Source organism: Cytobacillus sp. C11.1 (assembly GCF_058145115.1).
The window spans coordinates 3,438,692-3,453,811 of the sequence record NZ_CM176935.1 but is presented as its reverse complement, the minus strand read 5'-3'; the positions used below and the strand labels follow the sequence as shown (position 1 = coordinate 3,453,811).

The 15,120-nt window shown below is 36.0% G+C and carries 14 protein-coding genes; 5 read left to right on the top strand and 9 right to left on the bottom strand.

Annotated elements, in window-relative coordinates; all coding sequences use genetic code 11:
* Positions 1–14 precede the first annotated feature (14 nt).
* Complete coding sequence (locus tag AC3ZVC_RS17130; RefSeq protein WP_490064418.1) at positions 15–734, bottom strand: CsxC family protein; 720 nt, start codon at positions 732–734, stop codon at positions 15–17.
* 262 nt (positions 735–996) lie between these two features.
* On the opposite strand from AC3ZVC_RS17130, the gene AC3ZVC_RS17125 reads away from it, so the two are divergent.
* Positions 997–1,875, top strand: coding sequence for a glycosyltransferase family 2 protein (locus tag AC3ZVC_RS17125; protein ID WP_490068949.1), 879 nt, complete (start codon positions 997–999; stop codon positions 1,873–1,875).
* Positions 1,876–1,947: 72 nt separating this feature from the next.
* On the opposite strand, the gene AC3ZVC_RS17120 is transcribed toward AC3ZVC_RS17125, so the two are convergent.
* The 5 genes from AC3ZVC_RS17120 to AC3ZVC_RS17100 form a co-directional block, all read right to left on the bottom strand.
* Positions 1,948–2,880, bottom strand: coding sequence for a GDP-L-fucose synthase family protein (locus AC3ZVC_RS17120; RefSeq protein ID WP_490064417.1), 933 nt, complete (start codon positions 2,878–2,880; stop codon positions 1,948–1,950).
* Between the two features lie 6 nt (positions 2,881–2,886).
* Positions 2,887–4,170: a glycosyltransferase family 2 protein gene (locus AC3ZVC_RS17115; protein WP_490064416.1), complete on the bottom strand. Its 1,284-nt coding sequence runs from the start codon at positions 4,168–4,170 to the stop codon at positions 2,887–2,889.
* Positions 4,171–4,192: 22 nt separating this feature from the next.
* Entirely contained in the window at positions 4,193–4,864 is a 672-nt protein-coding gene (locus AC3ZVC_RS17110; RefSeq protein ID WP_490064415.1) for a sulfotransferase family 2 domain-containing protein, read from the bottom strand.
* A gap of 34 nt (positions 4,865–4,898) precedes the next feature.
* Entirely contained in the window at positions 4,899–5,870 is a 972-nt protein-coding gene (gene gmd, locus AC3ZVC_RS17105; RefSeq protein WP_490064413.1) for a GDP-mannose 4,6-dehydratase, read from the bottom strand.
* Between the two features lie 199 nt (positions 5,871–6,069).
* Positions 6,070–6,846 carry a sulfotransferase family 2 domain-containing protein gene (locus AC3ZVC_RS17100; RefSeq protein WP_490064412.1) on the bottom strand — a complete coding sequence of 259 codons (777 nt, stop codon included), beginning with the start codon at positions 6,844–6,846 and terminating at the stop codon, positions 6,070–6,072.
* Between the two features lie 184 nt (positions 6,847–7,030).
* Here AC3ZVC_RS17100 and AC3ZVC_RS17095 point away from each other — a divergent pair, with 184 nt between their 5' ends.
* Complete coding sequence (locus AC3ZVC_RS17095; protein ID WP_490064410.1) at positions 7,031–8,206, top strand: glycosyltransferase family 2 protein; 1,176 nt, start codon at positions 7,031–7,033, stop codon at positions 8,204–8,206.
* A 52-nt stretch (positions 8,207–8,258) separates the two neighbouring features.
* On the opposite strand, the gene AC3ZVC_RS17090 is transcribed toward AC3ZVC_RS17095, so the two are convergent.
* Positions 8,259–9,269: a mannose-1-phosphate guanylyltransferase gene (locus AC3ZVC_RS17090; protein WP_490064409.1), complete on the bottom strand. Its 1,011-nt coding sequence runs from the start codon at positions 9,267–9,269 to the stop codon at positions 8,259–8,261.
* A gap of 230 nt (positions 9,270–9,499) precedes the next feature.
* On the opposite strand from AC3ZVC_RS17090, the gene AC3ZVC_RS17085 reads away from it, so the two are divergent.
* From AC3ZVC_RS17085 to sat, 3 genes are read left to right on the top strand one after another with little or no spacing between them, the layout of a single operon-like run.
* Positions 9,500–11,260 carry an SLC13 family permease gene (locus tag AC3ZVC_RS17085; RefSeq protein WP_490064408.1) on the top strand — a complete coding sequence of 587 codons (1,761 nt, stop codon included), beginning with the start codon at positions 9,500–9,502 and terminating at the stop codon, positions 11,258–11,260.
* A 25-nt stretch (positions 11,261–11,285) separates the two neighbouring features.
* Positions 11,286–11,909: an adenylyl-sulfate kinase gene (cysC, locus tag AC3ZVC_RS17080; protein ID WP_490064407.1), complete on the top strand. Its 624-nt coding sequence runs from the start codon at positions 11,286–11,288 to the stop codon at positions 11,907–11,909.
* A complete protein-coding gene (sat, locus tag AC3ZVC_RS17075; protein WP_490064406.1) occupies positions 11,909–13,063 on the top strand; it encodes a sulfate adenylyltransferase in 1,155 nt (384 codons plus the stop codon). Before cysC ends, sat begins: the two co-directional genes overlap by 1 nt.
* A gap of 409 nt (positions 13,064–13,472) precedes the next feature.
* Here sat and AC3ZVC_RS17070 read toward each other — a convergent pair whose 3' ends face one another.
* Positions 13,473–14,264, bottom strand: a complete 792-nt coding sequence (locus tag AC3ZVC_RS17070; protein ID WP_490064405.1) for a PHP domain-containing protein — start codon at positions 14,262–14,264, stop codon at positions 13,473–13,475.
* A 73-nt stretch (positions 14,265–14,337) separates the two neighbouring features.
* Positions 14,338–15,099, bottom strand: a complete 762-nt coding sequence (locus AC3ZVC_RS17065) for a DUF707 domain-containing protein (RefSeq protein WP_490064404.1) — start codon at positions 15,097–15,099, stop codon at positions 14,338–14,340.
* Positions 15,100–15,120: the final 21 nt, after the last annotated feature.

Here is a 15,120-nt window from a genome sequence, read left to right as displayed (position 1 = left end):
TTGTTAGCCAACTATTAGCCTTCCATTGTTGGCGGTACGTCCACAAATTGTTTCTGAGTTAATCTTAATACAAGATTAATGTCATCTTTCTCAACGAATTTGTCAAATCTGCCCCATCTATCGAAGTTAGATAAATGGTCTGATTCTGTTAAATCCCAGCTAATTAATTTACACTTAATCGGTTCATTAAGAAACTCAGAAGTATTAGATCCAAAGGTACAGCGGTTTGCTCCCATACCGTCCTTTGCAATCTCTCTGATTTCTCTATTATTACTGTTTTTAGAGCTAAATACAGGGACCGGGATTGGTGCTAGGTCTGTTACTCTTGTATAGCATTTAAACGGTACATTAACAGAGTAATCTTTAACATATCCTTCACAGTCTTCAACATACTGGATGTTTTTGTGAATATACCCTTCTACAAACAATTTCGCGTTAGTAGTTGTACCGTCTTCATCATCGGAATCTGGTGCTGCCGGAATTGCTCTGCATTGAGTTAAAAAGATATTTTTCCTGATTACCTTAATATCTGTCGCATATGATGGAAGGCAAATATCTGCTTCAGTAAGAACTTGAACAGGTACATCCCCCAAGATAATCGTTTCTTCTACTTCGCCTGGATTAAGAACCATTCCTGCTTCACAAAAATGTGCATGGGACTTTGCTGTGTCGCATGCAGGCATTGATGGGCATTTGCCATGATCATGACCTTTACCGCAACCACATTTCTTCATAAAATACACTCCTTTAAAATTTTTTCAGCCAAAATGAATCAAGCTTCTGTTTTAAGCCTTTTCTTTTGACTTACTACTTGTATATGTGAATTCAAACAGTTTGGAGTGGACTAGTATCTTTAGTCTTTTTACTCATTTTTGTAAATGTGGCGCAAAAAACCGTCAGTAAAATCAGCTTTTTTTGTCCTTTCAACCCTCACAGGGATGTCAAAAAAACATACATTGATTAAAGGAATAAAATAATGAAATGAGGCGACACATGATGAAGCAGGCCCCCTTAGTTTCCATTATTTTCCCGGCTAAAAACGAAGGGAAAAATGTAAAAAACACTCTCGATTCCCTATTTTCAATAAAAACTGACTACCCTTTCGAAGTAATAGTGGTGGATGATGCATCTACAGATGGCTGCTGTGACTTCTTAAGTACTTACATTAAAAGAGATCAAGTTAAGCTTATAACAACAAGAGGAGCAGGAGCGTCCAACGCAAGAAACATTGGGGCAGAACAGGCAAAAAGCGATTATTTCTTCTTCTGTGATGCCCATTTGGAATTTGAAGATCGATGGATCGATCGTTTAATGGAACCTTTGCTTTCTAATAAAACAGATGCAGTTACACCTGCGATTGCTTCAATGGATAATCCGAAATCGATTGGATTCGGCCAAACGCTGACACCATCCTTATCGATTAAGTGGAACAAACGTCAATCCGGCCTCTTCGAAACAGCGGTATTGCCCGGCGGCTGTTTCGCTATTACCCGTTCAGCATTTGAAGCCGTAGGAGGCTTTGAGACAGGCTTTAAAACGTGGGGGCATGAAGATGTCGAGATATCTATTAAACTCTGGCTGTTCGGCTTCAGATGCCATGTACAGCCGGATGTAACGATCCTCCACCTCTTCAGAAAAAAGCATCCATACAAAGTCAGATATGTGGAAGTCAACTACAATTTGATGAGAATGGCCTACTCCCATTTCAATGATGCACGTATTTATAAATGCAGAAAACTGCTAAGGGGCAAATATAGGAGATTAATTGAACCACGAGTGATTCAACATGGAGTGTTAAAACAGCGGGAGGAATATTTTAGAAAGAGGAAGTATGATGATGATTGGTATTTTGGGAAGTTTGGGATTGATTTTTAAACTTTGTTAATAGCTTAGAAGTAAAAAGACCACTCCATAATAAATATGGAGTGTACATATGATTTCTAACATTCATTTATTGCCTCTGTACCAATCAATGGTTTTTTTTAGTCCAGTAATAAGATCTGTTTTAGCTTCAAAGTTAAATTTCTCTTTAGCTTTCTTTGTATCCAGCATTCTGCGCGGCTGTCCATCGGGCTTACTTGAGTCCCAAATAATTTCCCCTTCAAACCCAGTAAGGTTTTTTATCTGTTCAGAAAGGTCTTTAATAGTTACTTCATAGCCTGATCCTATGTTAACAGGCTGAGGATCATTGTATTGTTCAGTAGCATAAACTATAGCTTCAGCAGCATCTTCCACATATATAAATTCTCTAGTAACTACTCCGGTGCCCCAAAGCTTAATACTTCCTGCTTTATTGTTTTTCGCTTCTATACATTTTCTTATAATAGCCGGTATAACATGAGATGTCTCTAAGTCAAAATTATCGTGAGGACCGTACAGATTTACCGGTAATAAAAAAATTGAATTAAAACCATATTGTTCTCTATATGCCTGTGATTGCACGAGCATCATTTTTTTCGCCAAGCCATATGGCGCATTAGTTTCCTCAGGATAACCGTTCCATAAATCACTTTCTTTAAAAGGAACAGGAGTATGCTTAGGATACGAACAAATGGTACCAATAGCGACAAACTTTTCAACATTAGCTATTCGGGCAAACTCCATTAATTGAGTTCCCATCATTAAGTTGTCATAAAAAAATCTTCCAGGATTCTTTTTATTTGCTCCTATCCCCCCAACAACTGCAGCCAAGTGGATAATGATATCTGGGTTATATTCTTTTAGCATTCTTTTTATATCTTTTTCTTTCCGTAAATCAAAACTACTACTTCTTGGAACAAAAATTTTATTACAGCCCCGGGATTCTAATTTTTTCACCACGTGTTTCCCCAGGAAACCTGATCCCCCAGTTACAACTATTCTTTTTTCAAAAAGGTTCATTTTATTTCACTCCTTCCTGCTTTTATCAAAAGGATTAACAATTCTATTAACTTCCAGCCATTTATTTACATTCTTCATTTCTTCCATTATTACATTCATAAAGGTATATTCCTTTTCAGATAAAGCAATAATCTCACTAGCAATAAAGCATAATTCCCGTGAATCTGAACTTTTATATACTCTATTAGGTACCTTTTTTCTATTCATAAACAATTCTATTTGAATAATTCTATCATTAGAAAAAACAGGTATTTCTAAGGTGAATTTTTCACCGTTTATGGTGTATGTCTTCATATACTGCCCATTTATATAAACCAGACATTTCAAATTTTTAAACTTATGGTGGTTTTTGCCTTTAATTAATACTTTTCGAACAGGATTTTCAGGGTAATCTTGAAGAGTAATAGGGAAATACGGAGATACCCAAAGATCATCATAGCGATTTATCTTTTTAATTTGCGGAGGTTTACCAAATATTTCGTATTTTTGCAGATGCTTTATAAGCTCAATGTTCCCTTTTTCTTTGTGATTTTTAATATAATTTAAAATCCAGCGATTGGAAACAGATCCGTAATTCTTTAGGCATACTTTCATTATTTCAGGGAGGCCAACATCGACCCAATTTAGCGTTGATTTTGCCTGTGGGTGTACTCTTGCATTTGCTAAATAGTCATCTAAATATCCTATTTGATACTTCTTCGACATTCTCATCCATAAATCATAATCCATACAGAAGTCTAGTGATTCATCTACACCTTTTAAATTTTTAAGTACTTCTTTTCGAATAAATGAAGCGGGTTGACAAATGAAACATCTTAAATACAAATTTTGGGGGTTATATGGTTCGACATGGTATTCAGAAAGGATTTGACCGAATTCATTAATATAATATCCTTTTCCATACACCATCCCCCACTCTGTATGTTTTATAAGAGTATCTACAGCTTTATTTACGGCTCCAGGAAGGTACGTATCATCAGAATTAAGCCAGCCAATTATTTCTCCTCTAGCCATTTTAATTCCTTTGTTTAAAGCATGTGATTGGCCGCGATCTTTTTTAGAAATGAATTTAAAATTAGGATGTGTTAAACGAAATTCCTCTAAAATTTCCAAGGTTCCATCCGTTGAGCCTCCATCAATAACGATATGTTCTATATGGTGATAGTCTTGATTTAATACACTTTCAATTGTTTTTCTTATATATTTTGCTTGATTGTAAGAAGGAGTAATAACACTTACAAGAGGATGTTTACTAGTATTAAAAAACATCAAAAGTTCACTTCCCTTCATTTAAAGGTCACGTCTTAAGAAGTTAGTGTAAAGTCCTTAAAGCTTTTTCGAATTGGATAATTGCCCACTCATATAGTTCAACATCTAATTTATTATCATCCATTATTTTTTTTATCAAATGATCTGGTATGATTTCAGGCTTGTTGGTTACATTTGTCCTTTGATAGGCTGGTACCACTTTCCATTCTAAAACATTCTTAAATAATAATATAGATTCATCGAACCTTTCAGTAATACCTACAGCTGCAAAATGATTTTGAAGGTTTTCTTTTGCTTTATCTAAATTGGCCTTTTGGGTATCAGAAGTTCCTGAAGCAAATTGCGTTTGTTGATTTACTATCCTATAGTAATGACTGGAGTTTAAATACTCATCCAATGTCAAATTCTTGGCGGGTGAGGATATACTATGTTCTTGAATCCAATAATAATATGATAGTACTCGATCAACAGGATTTCTTAACATGGTTATATAAACACATTCATTGGAAGTGTATTTATGAAGACCAAATGGCAAATGTGCTGAAACACATTCTGGTTTTTCGTTCTTTAATGAGTTAATAACTCTTTCTCTCTCGTCCGCGAAACATCTTTGGTCGATATTTTTGTATATCTCATCTAAGATTAGAATTAATGTAGAACCGGCAGTTTTAGGAATATGCATAAATAGAATGGTTTGCTTATTAGAGTTCTTCACCGTTTTCCTCCTTTTTTGGGTATCTTTATAAAAGTTAATTTTTTGTTAAATTTTTCAGTCGTTCCAAATCACTTTCAACCATCATTTTTATTAATTTTTCAAAGGTGACTTCAGGCTCCCACCCTAATTTAGTTTTAGCCTTCTGCGGGTCTCCTAATAAAAGGTCTACTTCTGCTGGACGAAAAAGGTGCGGATCCTGTTTAACAAATTTCCTCCAATCTAAACCAACATAACCAAATGCAACTTCAACAAGTTCTTTCACTGAATGAGTTTCTCCTGTAGCAATTACAAAATCCTCAGGCTTCTCCTGCTGGAGCATAAGCCACATCGCTTTGACATAGTCTCCAGCAAATCCCCAGTCCCTTTTTGCCTCTAGATTCCCAAGAAGCAACTCCTTTTTCAGACCCAATTTTATTTTTGCAACTCCGTCTGTTACTTTTCTTGTAACGAATTCATGTCCTCTTCTTGGTGACTCATGGTTAAACAGAATGCCAGAACAAGCGAACATTCCATAACTCTCACGATAGTTGACCGTTATCCAATGTCCGTAAACTTTGGAGGCAGCGTAGGGGCTACGGGGATAAAAAGGAGTACCCTCCTTTTGCGGAATCTCAAGTACTTTACCAAACATTTCACTGCTGGAAGCCTGATAAAAGCGAACATTGGGTTTTGCCAATCTGATTGCTTCCAACATATTTGTTACACCAATTCCTGTAGTCTGACCAGTATAAATAGATTGACTCCAAGAATCAGCAACATAGGATTGAGCTGCCAAATTATAAATCTCATCCGGGTTCGATACTTTAATGGCATTAATTAAAGAAGGCAAGTCCAAAAGATCACCAGGTATCAGTGTGATTTTATCCAGTAAATGACTTATATTTTCAAAATTTGGTGTTGACGTCCTTCTCTTCAGTCCATATACCTCGTAGCCTTTAGTTAACAAAAATTCTGCTAAATATGAGCCATCTTGTCCTGTTATGCCTGTTATTAAAGCTTTTTTCATATAACCAACTCCCGTTATTTCTTAGGACAAAGCTAGGATATTGTATTCTTCGATGGTACAATGTGACTGTATCAATATCATGAATTCTTTGAATCTTTCTGAGGGAGCTTACATATTTTATTAAAGAAAAAAATCCTAAAATAAAAAATGCAGATTTTTATTTTTTCCTCTGCATTTTAAACCTATTTGTAAACTTATTTTAATGATCTTTATTGTTGTTTTTCTGATTTGTTGAAAACCTATACATTTCCTCCTTCGTCTTTAAGTCCAAACTATCAACCTGTTTTTCAAATAGTTGTACAGCAAAATTATAAAGTTCTATATCTAGTTGATTTTTTTGTTTAATTATTTCAATAATTTCACCAGAATGGTCGTCAATGCTTGGTCTGTTTCTAGTTATATTCATTGGTTTGTATTCAATCTTTCTCCAACCAAACGCTTTCTTCATAAGAAATATGGATTCATTAAACCTCTCAGTAATACCCACCACTTCGAAATATTTAGCTAGATTGTGTTTAGCTAAATCTAAATGACCTTTTTCGGGCGGAAAATACCCACCAGCCAAGAAGGTTGTTTGCATATTATTAACCAGAAAATCTGCTTCGATATCGGATGAAAGTACAAATTCTTTAAGGTTCATATTGTTAGCTTTCTGATAAAAAGGATGAAATGGATTCGATCTAATAAAATAAAACGTTGATATGACTCGGTCAATCGGATGTCGAAGCATTGTTATATACGTAGATGGTGTTTCGATTTTTTCATGGATGCCAAATCGAAAATGACCCATAATACATTTAAGATTTGGCATTTTTCTTACTTTAGTATTTAAACCATTTAAAAAATCACTATATTCTTCTGTATAATACCTAATTCTTTGTTTTTTTGAATATTGACTGTATAATATTGAATTCATAGTAGTCCCTGCTGTTTTAGGTAAATGAAGAAAAAGTAATATCTTTTTTTTATTTCTCAATTCTCTACCTTCTCTCATTTGAATTTTTAAATCAGTTCATAATATCATTCCCCTGACATTTTATTCCCCAACTAAATATACTGACACGGTATATGTCCTATATTTCTAACAACCCTCACATCTGTCAAAATCTTTCATAATTTATTTTAAATACAGTTAAAAATTTCTATAAAGGAGGTTAAAAATGACTGAAATAAAATCACCGCTAGTTTCAATTGTTACTCCATCCTTTAATCAGGGAAAATTCATTAGGGAAACAATAGAAAGCGTTTTATCACAGGATTTTATGGACATTGAGCATATTGTAGTAGATGGAGGATCCACCGATGGTACAATTGAAATTTTAAGGGAGTATAGCAGAAGGGATCCTCGGTTTCGTTTTGTTTCCGAGCCTGATAAAGGCCAATCTCATGCAATAAATAAAGGGATTAAAATGGCTAAGGGAGAAATTATTGGCTGGCTAAATTCAGATGACACATATTTGCCTGGTGCTGTGAAAAATGCTGTCCAAGCTTTTAACAAGCGTCCTGAATGGTCAATGGTATATGGGAATGCGAATATAACGGATATTAACAATAAGGAAATACGGCGTATTCTAACAAAAAATGTGAAACTGAGAGATTTATTTAGAGGTTGTCCGATATGTCAGCCTGCTGTTTTTTTAAAGAAAAAGATGCTGAATCAGCTTGGAGGTGTGGATGAAAATCTTGACTTCTGCATGGATTATGAATTATGGATTAGAATTGCAAAAAATGGATATAAAATGGGGAAAGTGAAAGCTTTATTAGCAAATGCAAGATTTTATTCTGAAAGTAAATCAGGATCTAAGTTTGCTGATGTTGGCTTTCCCGAAATCATTCGGACTAGTAAGAAGCATTTTGGAACAGTGTCTAGAACATGGATAAGTATGTTTTTAAACTCTTATAGAAAAAAAGGAGTCTTTTGGTTTATTCATTTATTTAGGTCAACCTCTATATTTAATAAAAGCCCTAATATTTCTGAAACGTTACCACAAACGCCCCATACGTATACTGCACATATTATAAATGATAATTCTAATCCCCTGCATGCTATTGCGCTAGACATCACTTTTCATGGGAAGAAGGATTTGCCTTTAAATTTTTATCTAAATAACCGTCATTTACAAAGCACCGTACTAAAAAAGGGGGAATCACTTATAATCGTTCCATTTTCCTCCAAAAACAATGTGAATACGTTCTCTATCAGTACTGAGGGCAAATGCTGTTCAATTTTAAATATTGCCGCCCTTTCTCTAGAAGAATATAAGTTTGTAAAACAATTCCAAGAAGGTAGCCCGGGAGTTAAGCGCTGGATCGAACGTAATTTTAAATACCGCTGATTCTTAGACACTAAAAAATGCAGAGCGAAGGGCCTCATTCGCTCTGCATCTTTTATATCATCTTGAGAATTTCTTTAATTTTTTGCTCATACGTCTTATGACAGACCAGCAATCCATCTTCCGTTGAGACTATGATTAAATCCTCTACTCCCATCACAATTGTCTTCTTATCTTCAGATTTAATAATACAATTTTTAGTTTCAAATAAATGGATATCACCATTGAGGAAATTATTTTCTGCTGTGGTTTTATTCAGTCGTTCCATGGCACTCCAGTTCCCAACATCATCCCACACAAGATTAACCGGAATCGTATAAATTTTTTCCGCTTTCTCCAGGATGGCGAAATCAACTGAAATCTTAGGCAATAAAGAGTATTGCGATTGAATATCTTTATTACTGTCTATAAGAATGTTCCAGATGTCAGGCTGAAACTTTTTCATGTAATACTCAATAGTTGACGGTTTCCAGATAAACATACCGCTGTTCCAATACATATACGGTTCCCTTATTAATTTTTCTGCTTTATTTATTGAGGGTTTTTCTATAAATGCTTTTACCTTCAATATACTATCACTGTTATCTCTGGTTTCTTCTGCGTGTATATATCCATAACCAGTTTCCGGGCGTGTTGGTTTTATACCAAGCGTCACGATTGAGCCAACATGCTGCGCGGCTTTTTCTGCTTTTAAAAAGACTTCCTTTAGGTCGGCATCATCCGGAATGTAGTGATCAGCCGGAACAGCTGCGAACGGCTCATCATCATGATTATTTATAAAATGCATAGCGGTTAATGCAATGCACGGTGCAGTATCCCTGGGCATAGGTTCTATTAGTATCTGATCATCATGAATGGAAGATATTTGTTCCTTTATGATTTGGTAATAATCCACGGTTGTAATAAAGAAGATTTTTTCTTGGGGCAGCCATTTTCTAAATCGGTTATATGTTTGCTGCAGCATTGTATCTTCAGACATTAGAGGCAAAAATTGTTTTGGTTTTCCCTTTACGCTCCAAGGCCAAAACCTGGTTCCCTGCCCTCCTGCCATTATGACTACTTTCATCTATTGAACACCTCACTATTCGTGTCTGCTTATCTAAAAAAACATACAATATCATATGTTTTTATTGTCAAACCGAATGGAGTGATGACTAGTTTGTCCTAATTTGTGCTTTTGCCCGTATGCCGATAAGTGGGAAATTGAAAAATACAGGCGTTTATTATGTACAAGCCGGCGATTTTTACATAAATATAATAAGGACATCGAGTTGATAATTGTCTGGAGAGATATCTATGAGCCTTGAGGCTATCATTCTTTGCATCATTTTATCCTGCATGTTTCTTGTCCTTATAAAAGAATGGCTGCTGCCTGAGTTTACTGTGTTTTTAGCTTTGGGCGCTCTAATCTTTACCGGCATTTTATCGCCGAATGATGCTTTGACTGGATTTTCTAATCCCGGAGTACACACTGTAGCCTTCCTCTTTATTTTGGGAGCTTCAGTTTCCAAAAGCGGCATACTGGATGGCCTAATTGCAAGAATTCTTAAAGAGAATACTAGTTTGAAGAAAGTAATTTTCCGATTGATGCTGCCAGTAAGCGGGTTATCAGCGTTTATGAATAACACACCTATCGTGACGATGCTCATTCCCCCGCTTCAAAATTGGGCGATATCCCATAAAATAAAACCATCTAAATTACTTATACCGCTTTCTTATGCAGCCATTTTAGGAGGAACTATTACTTTAATAGGAACCTCTACCAATCTTGTTGTCCAAGGGCTTTTGCTGGAGAGAGGATTGGAGGGATTTCATTTGTTTGATTTTTCATTGTTTGGAATACCTTTAGCTTTAACCGGAATTTTCTATTTTACAGCTGCAGGTTATCGGCTCTTGCCTGATCGGACACATTCATTAAAAATGTTTGAAGACGGAAAGAGAACCTTTATTAATAAGTTTAGAGTCAAAAAGGATTCAACATTAATCGGTAAAACAATTGTAGGAGCCATGCTCCGAAACTTAAACCAATTGTTTCTAATTGAAATTATCAGGCAAGGTAAAACGATAATACCTGACCCGCATGAGGAAATGATTCAAAGCGGTGACGTCCTTGTTTTTTCCGGAAACCCGCAAGAATTCTTAAAGATTAGCGAGTTGCTTGGCTTGGTCCCGTGTCCTGAAATGGGGGATTTTGATGATAAAAGTACAATTCTATATGAAATTGGAGTTTCCGGAAATTCTCCACTAATTAATAAAAAGATCAAAGAAAGCCATTTCCGCTCCAAGTACCATGCCGTGATTGTAGCTATAAAAAGAAAAGGAACACAAATCACTAATGGAATTGGCAATGTGGTGATAAAGCCCGGTGATACACTTCTATTACTCGCTAAAAGTGACTTCCCAAAATCATGGTCGGATTCAGAGGATTTCTATTTTCTTTCTTCTTCAGATTATAAAAGAATGCAATCCAAAAATGAGCGAGTGATTGTTGCTGGCATCCTCGCTGGAATTCTTTTCGGTTCAATTTTTCAAATTTTTCCTATTTATCAACTAACCATGATGGCTGCAGTTATTTTACTATTATCTAAAACAATTACCGTAACAGAAGCAATCAAATCCATAAACTGGAATGTAATTATACTCATGGGCAGTGCGATTGGAATAGGCCGGGCTGTTGAACTAACAGGTCTAGGGCAAACAGTTGCTCATATACTGGCTAAGCTGCAGTCAAGCTTAGGGATAATTGGAATACTAATAGTGTTCTATCTAATTACTTTAATATTAACTGAAATCTTAAATAACCTCGCAACTGCAGCCCTAATGTTTCCGATTGGCTTTTCTATATCCTCTCAGCTTAATTTAGATCCAATGATGTTTGCCATGGTCACAGCCATTGCAGCATCATGCAGCTTCTTAACACCAATTGGATACCAAACAAATTTACTTGTTTATGGGCCAGGTGGCTACAGATTTACCGATTATTTAAAAGCTGGTCTCCCTTTAAGCCTAATTTGTATGTTTATTACGATTTCTATAGCAACTTTAAAATGGCTTTAATGGTTGATGAAAGGAGAATTCTACTTTGAAGAAACAAAAAAATAACAGTAACATTGTCTGGCATCAATCTACCATTACAAAAGAAGATAGACAAACGCTGCATGGACATGAAAGCTTCATGGTTTGGTTCACTGGGCTTTCCGGTTCCGGGAAATCGACCATAGCAAATGCCCTGCAGAATGAACTTCATAATAGAGGGATAAGCGTTTATTTATTGGATGGAGATAACCTTCGCCATGGTATTAATAATAACCTTGCTTTTTCTGAAAATGACCGCAAGGAAAACATCCGGAGAACAGCCGAAATTGGAAAACTATTTGTTGATGCAGGGATCGTTATCCTTGCAGCACTTATATCCCCTTTTGAAGACGATCGGCGGAACGCCAGAAGAGTCATTGGGGAAAGAGAGTTTATCGAGGTTTATGTGAAATGTCCGATTTACGAATGTGAACTGCGAGATCCTAAAGGGTTATATAAAAAAGCGAGAAATGGAGAAATCAAGCAATTTACAGGTATTGACCAGCCTTATGAAGAACCAAAAAACCCTGAAATCACGATTGATACAAGTAAAATGAGCATTGAGGAAGCTGTTAGGATACTCCTATCTTACCTTGATAAAAAACTTCTTTTAAAAAGGAGTGAAAATTGATGTCATCTAGTATTCCTCACGGTGGAAAGTTAGTAAACCGCATTAATGAAAATTATGATTCCACTGATGTTAAATCAGAGGTGGATATAGATGCCACGGCCCTTTCTGATCTTGAGCTGATAGCAAATGGTGCATATAGCCCGCTGACCGGCTTTCTGGGAGAAAAAGATTATGAATCAGTCATCAATCATATGCGGTTATCGAATGGATTGGTCTGGAGCATTCCCATTACCCTTCCAGTTGAGCAAAAAACAGCAGACAAGCTAAAGGTTGGAGATAAAGTAAAACTGAAACATAATGACGTTGTTTATGGGATATTAGAGCTTGATGAAAAATACAAACCGGATAAAATGCTTGAAGCACATCGCGTTTATCAGACGATTGATAGGAAGCATCCAGGTGTAAATAAATTGTTAAAACGCCCCAAAGTTTATTTAGCAGGACCAATTATCCTGACAAAAGTTCCGCCGAAAAGCACCGACTTCGACCAATATTATAAAACACCGCTTGAAACAAGAAAACAGTTTGAGAAAAACAATTGGAAAACGGTGGTAGGCTTCCAAACGAGAAATCCTGTTCACCGTGCACATGAATATATTCAAAAGACTGCACTTGAAACAGTCGATGGCTTATTTTTAAACCCATTGGTCGGTGAAACAAAATCAGATGATATACCTGCCAATATTCGCATGGAAAGCTATGAATCTCTATTGAAAAATTATTATCCGCAAGATAGAGTATCTTTAGCTGTCTTCCCAGCAGCTATGAGATATGCAGGACCAAAAGAAGCAGTTTTCCATGCACTTGTCCGTAAGAATTATGGATGTACCCATTTCATTGTTGGCAGGGACCATGCAGGTGTGGGGGATTATTACGGGACTTATGATGCACAAAAAATCTTTTCTCAATTTACACAAGAAGAGATCGGCATTACGATCCTTCCATTTGAACACAGTTTTTATTGTAAGAAATGCAGCAGTATGGCCTCCAGCAAAACCTGCCCGCACAGCAAGGAAGAACATTTGCATCTTTCAGGGACAAAAGTTAGGGAAATGCTCCGTAATGGAATTACTCCCCCTCCCCAGTTCAGCCGTCCAGAAGTGATAGAGATTTTAATTGAAGGATTGAAAGGATTAAAAGAATTAAAAGAATGAAAGACGTAAGTAACCGGCATAGTATTACAGGAAAATAAATAATTATAAGTTAAAAATTTCAACAAAGTCACAAAGAAAATAGCTGTGAATTAATGCCTGAGACGATATGGGAATCGCCTCAGGCTGTTTGGTCTTTCTTGAAGTATTTTCAGTTATAAAGATGAAGGTTATTTAAGAATGAAAGTTTGATTATATACTACTCTGTTGTTTTAAGTATTAAGTTCTCTAATTTTTCGTCAAAAATTTCAACCGAAGCAGACAGATTAGCATGTTCTATTCTGTCTGCTTCGGTTATACGATTACATTCTCTATTCTATTAAAATTTGGCACTGATCTATACAGAAACAAGCAATAAGTGGCGCTTGTCCTTCAAATAGAAATGCTTAGTGTTGAAATCCTGTTTTTATTATTATTCGTAGCCAAACTGGCCGATTGAATGCTCATCGTTATGATAATCTGAACCGCCTGACACCTGCTTGTTATATTTTATTGCCAGTTTTTTATATTTCTCTATATCTTCCTGATTATGCTTTCGATGCCAAATTTCTATTCCGTCAAATGGAAGCTTCATAAGTTCTTCTACAATTGTATCATCACCAATAAGAGAAGGGTGTGCCAGAACGGCAACTCCACCGGCATTATGAATAAGTTCAATGCCTCTGGCTGGTGAGAGGACCATCTTATCCACTGAACATGGCTTTCCATCACCCAAATAACGATCAAATACTTCCTGAGTATTTCGGGCATAGCCTTTTTCTACAACAGCTTGGGCAATATGTGGACGGGCAACCACTCCGCCTTTGCTGTATTTTTGTACATCTTCTATTGTGATGGCCATTCCCATTTCAAAAAACTTATTTACTATAATTTTAGATCGATTTAAACGGAAATCTCTCATTTTAGTTAATTCTTCTAACAATTCTTTTGATTCTTGAATTTGGTAGCCTAGAATATCTATCGTTTTCCCTTTAAATTTTGTACTTAGCTCGATACCCGGGATAACTGTTATCCCCAATTCTCCCCCGGTTAATAATGCCTCTTGAATTCCCGACATTGTATCATGATCTGTTATTGCTATCATTTCCAGCCCTTTTTGAGCTGCCATTTCAACCACCTTACGGGGAGGATAAATTCCATCGGAAGCAGTGGTGTGTAAATGCAAATCAAATTTCCCTTTTTTTATGAAATCCATTTGCTTCATTTTTCTCCTGCCCCCCTACTTTATAAATAATAAAAAATTTTTCATGGTGAGTAATATGCCAAGTCTGAAAGCATCATTTTATTTTAGGGTTCTTTCTTCTAACAACCCCATACAGTTTAAAGTCAAAGGGCTTTTTGACCTGATATTCACGGCATAGACGATGAAGTTCATCATATGGAGAACAATCAATGTCTTTATATAAAGTTCCTCCTCCTACAGGCCGTGTGTGAAAAACAGGTGTTTGATCTATAATGGCAATTTTGTAATTTGGGTGCCCCAGTATTTTAGGCCATATAGAATCTAAACCCCATCCCGATTTACTTTCTTTAAAGGTCGGCCAGCATGTTTGAAGTGCTTTAGTTGAAAATATTGGGGCCATAACTTCTACAAACTGTGTAAAACGCAATAAGAACCTGGGCCTTTTTAAGGTAATTTTGTGGGAAAAATAAGAGTTTCTCGTTAGTGCCGGCTGAGCGAGAGACAATTGGTACGCAGTAAAAACCTTAAACATATTATTTATATTATAACAATTTGTACTTATATCATCATCAGGGATCCATATGGCATCATAACTGAAGATCAGATTTTTGTTTTCCTTTATAAGTTTATAGATATTTGGCCACTTTGTATCCTTGCCTTCAGAGTAATATTCACAATCCTTCCTAAAATCATTGCTCCCATCTCCGTAATATTGAAGGAGTAAATCAAAGTTCTTATATTTATTTGGCTCCAGCCATTCTTTGTGCCGCGATTTATCTCCTACTCTTGCTATTACCAAAAACCGTTTATTTCCATTTTTTTTAAATCGTTTTAAAAAGCCTTCTGCAAGTCCCAAATGGATTTCACCTTCTTTTAT

Excerpts from the sequence above, each read along its gene's own strand:
- AC3ZVC_RS17130 (WP_490064418.1), bottom strand. The coding sequence starts at position 734 with ATGAAGAAATGTGGTTGCGGTAAAGGTCATGATCATGGCAAATGCCCA.
- AC3ZVC_RS17125 (WP_490068949.1), top strand. The coding sequence starts at position 997 with ATGAAGCAGGCCCCCTTAGTTTCCATTATTTTCCCGGCTAAAAACGAA.
- AC3ZVC_RS17120 (WP_490064417.1), bottom strand. The coding sequence starts at position 2,880 with ATGAACCTTTTTGAAAAAAGAATAGTTGTAACTGGGGGATCAGGTTTC.
- AC3ZVC_RS17115 (WP_490064416.1), bottom strand. The coding sequence starts at position 4,170 with ATGAAGGGAAGTGAACTTTTGATGTTTTTTAATACTAGTAAACATCCT.
- gmd (WP_490064413.1), bottom strand. The coding sequence starts at position 5,870 with ATGAAAAAAGCTTTAATAACAGGCATAACAGGACAAGATGGCTCATAT.
- AC3ZVC_RS17095 (WP_490064410.1), top strand. The coding sequence starts at position 7,031 with ATGACTGAAATAAAATCACCGCTAGTTTCAATTGTTACTCCATCCTTT.
- AC3ZVC_RS17090 (WP_490064409.1), bottom strand. The coding sequence starts at position 9,269 with ATGAAAGTAGTCATAATGGCAGGAGGGCAGGGAACCAGGTTTTGGCCT.
- AC3ZVC_RS17085 (WP_490064408.1), top strand. The coding sequence starts at position 9,500 with ATGAGCCTTGAGGCTATCATTCTTTGCATCATTTTATCCTGCATGTTT.
- sat (WP_490064406.1), top strand. The coding sequence starts at position 11,909 with ATGTCATCTAGTATTCCTCACGGTGGAAAGTTAGTAAACCGCATTAAT.
- AC3ZVC_RS17070 (WP_490064405.1), bottom strand. The coding sequence starts at position 14,264 with ATGAAGCAAATGGATTTCATAAAAAAAGGGAAATTTGATTTGCATTTA.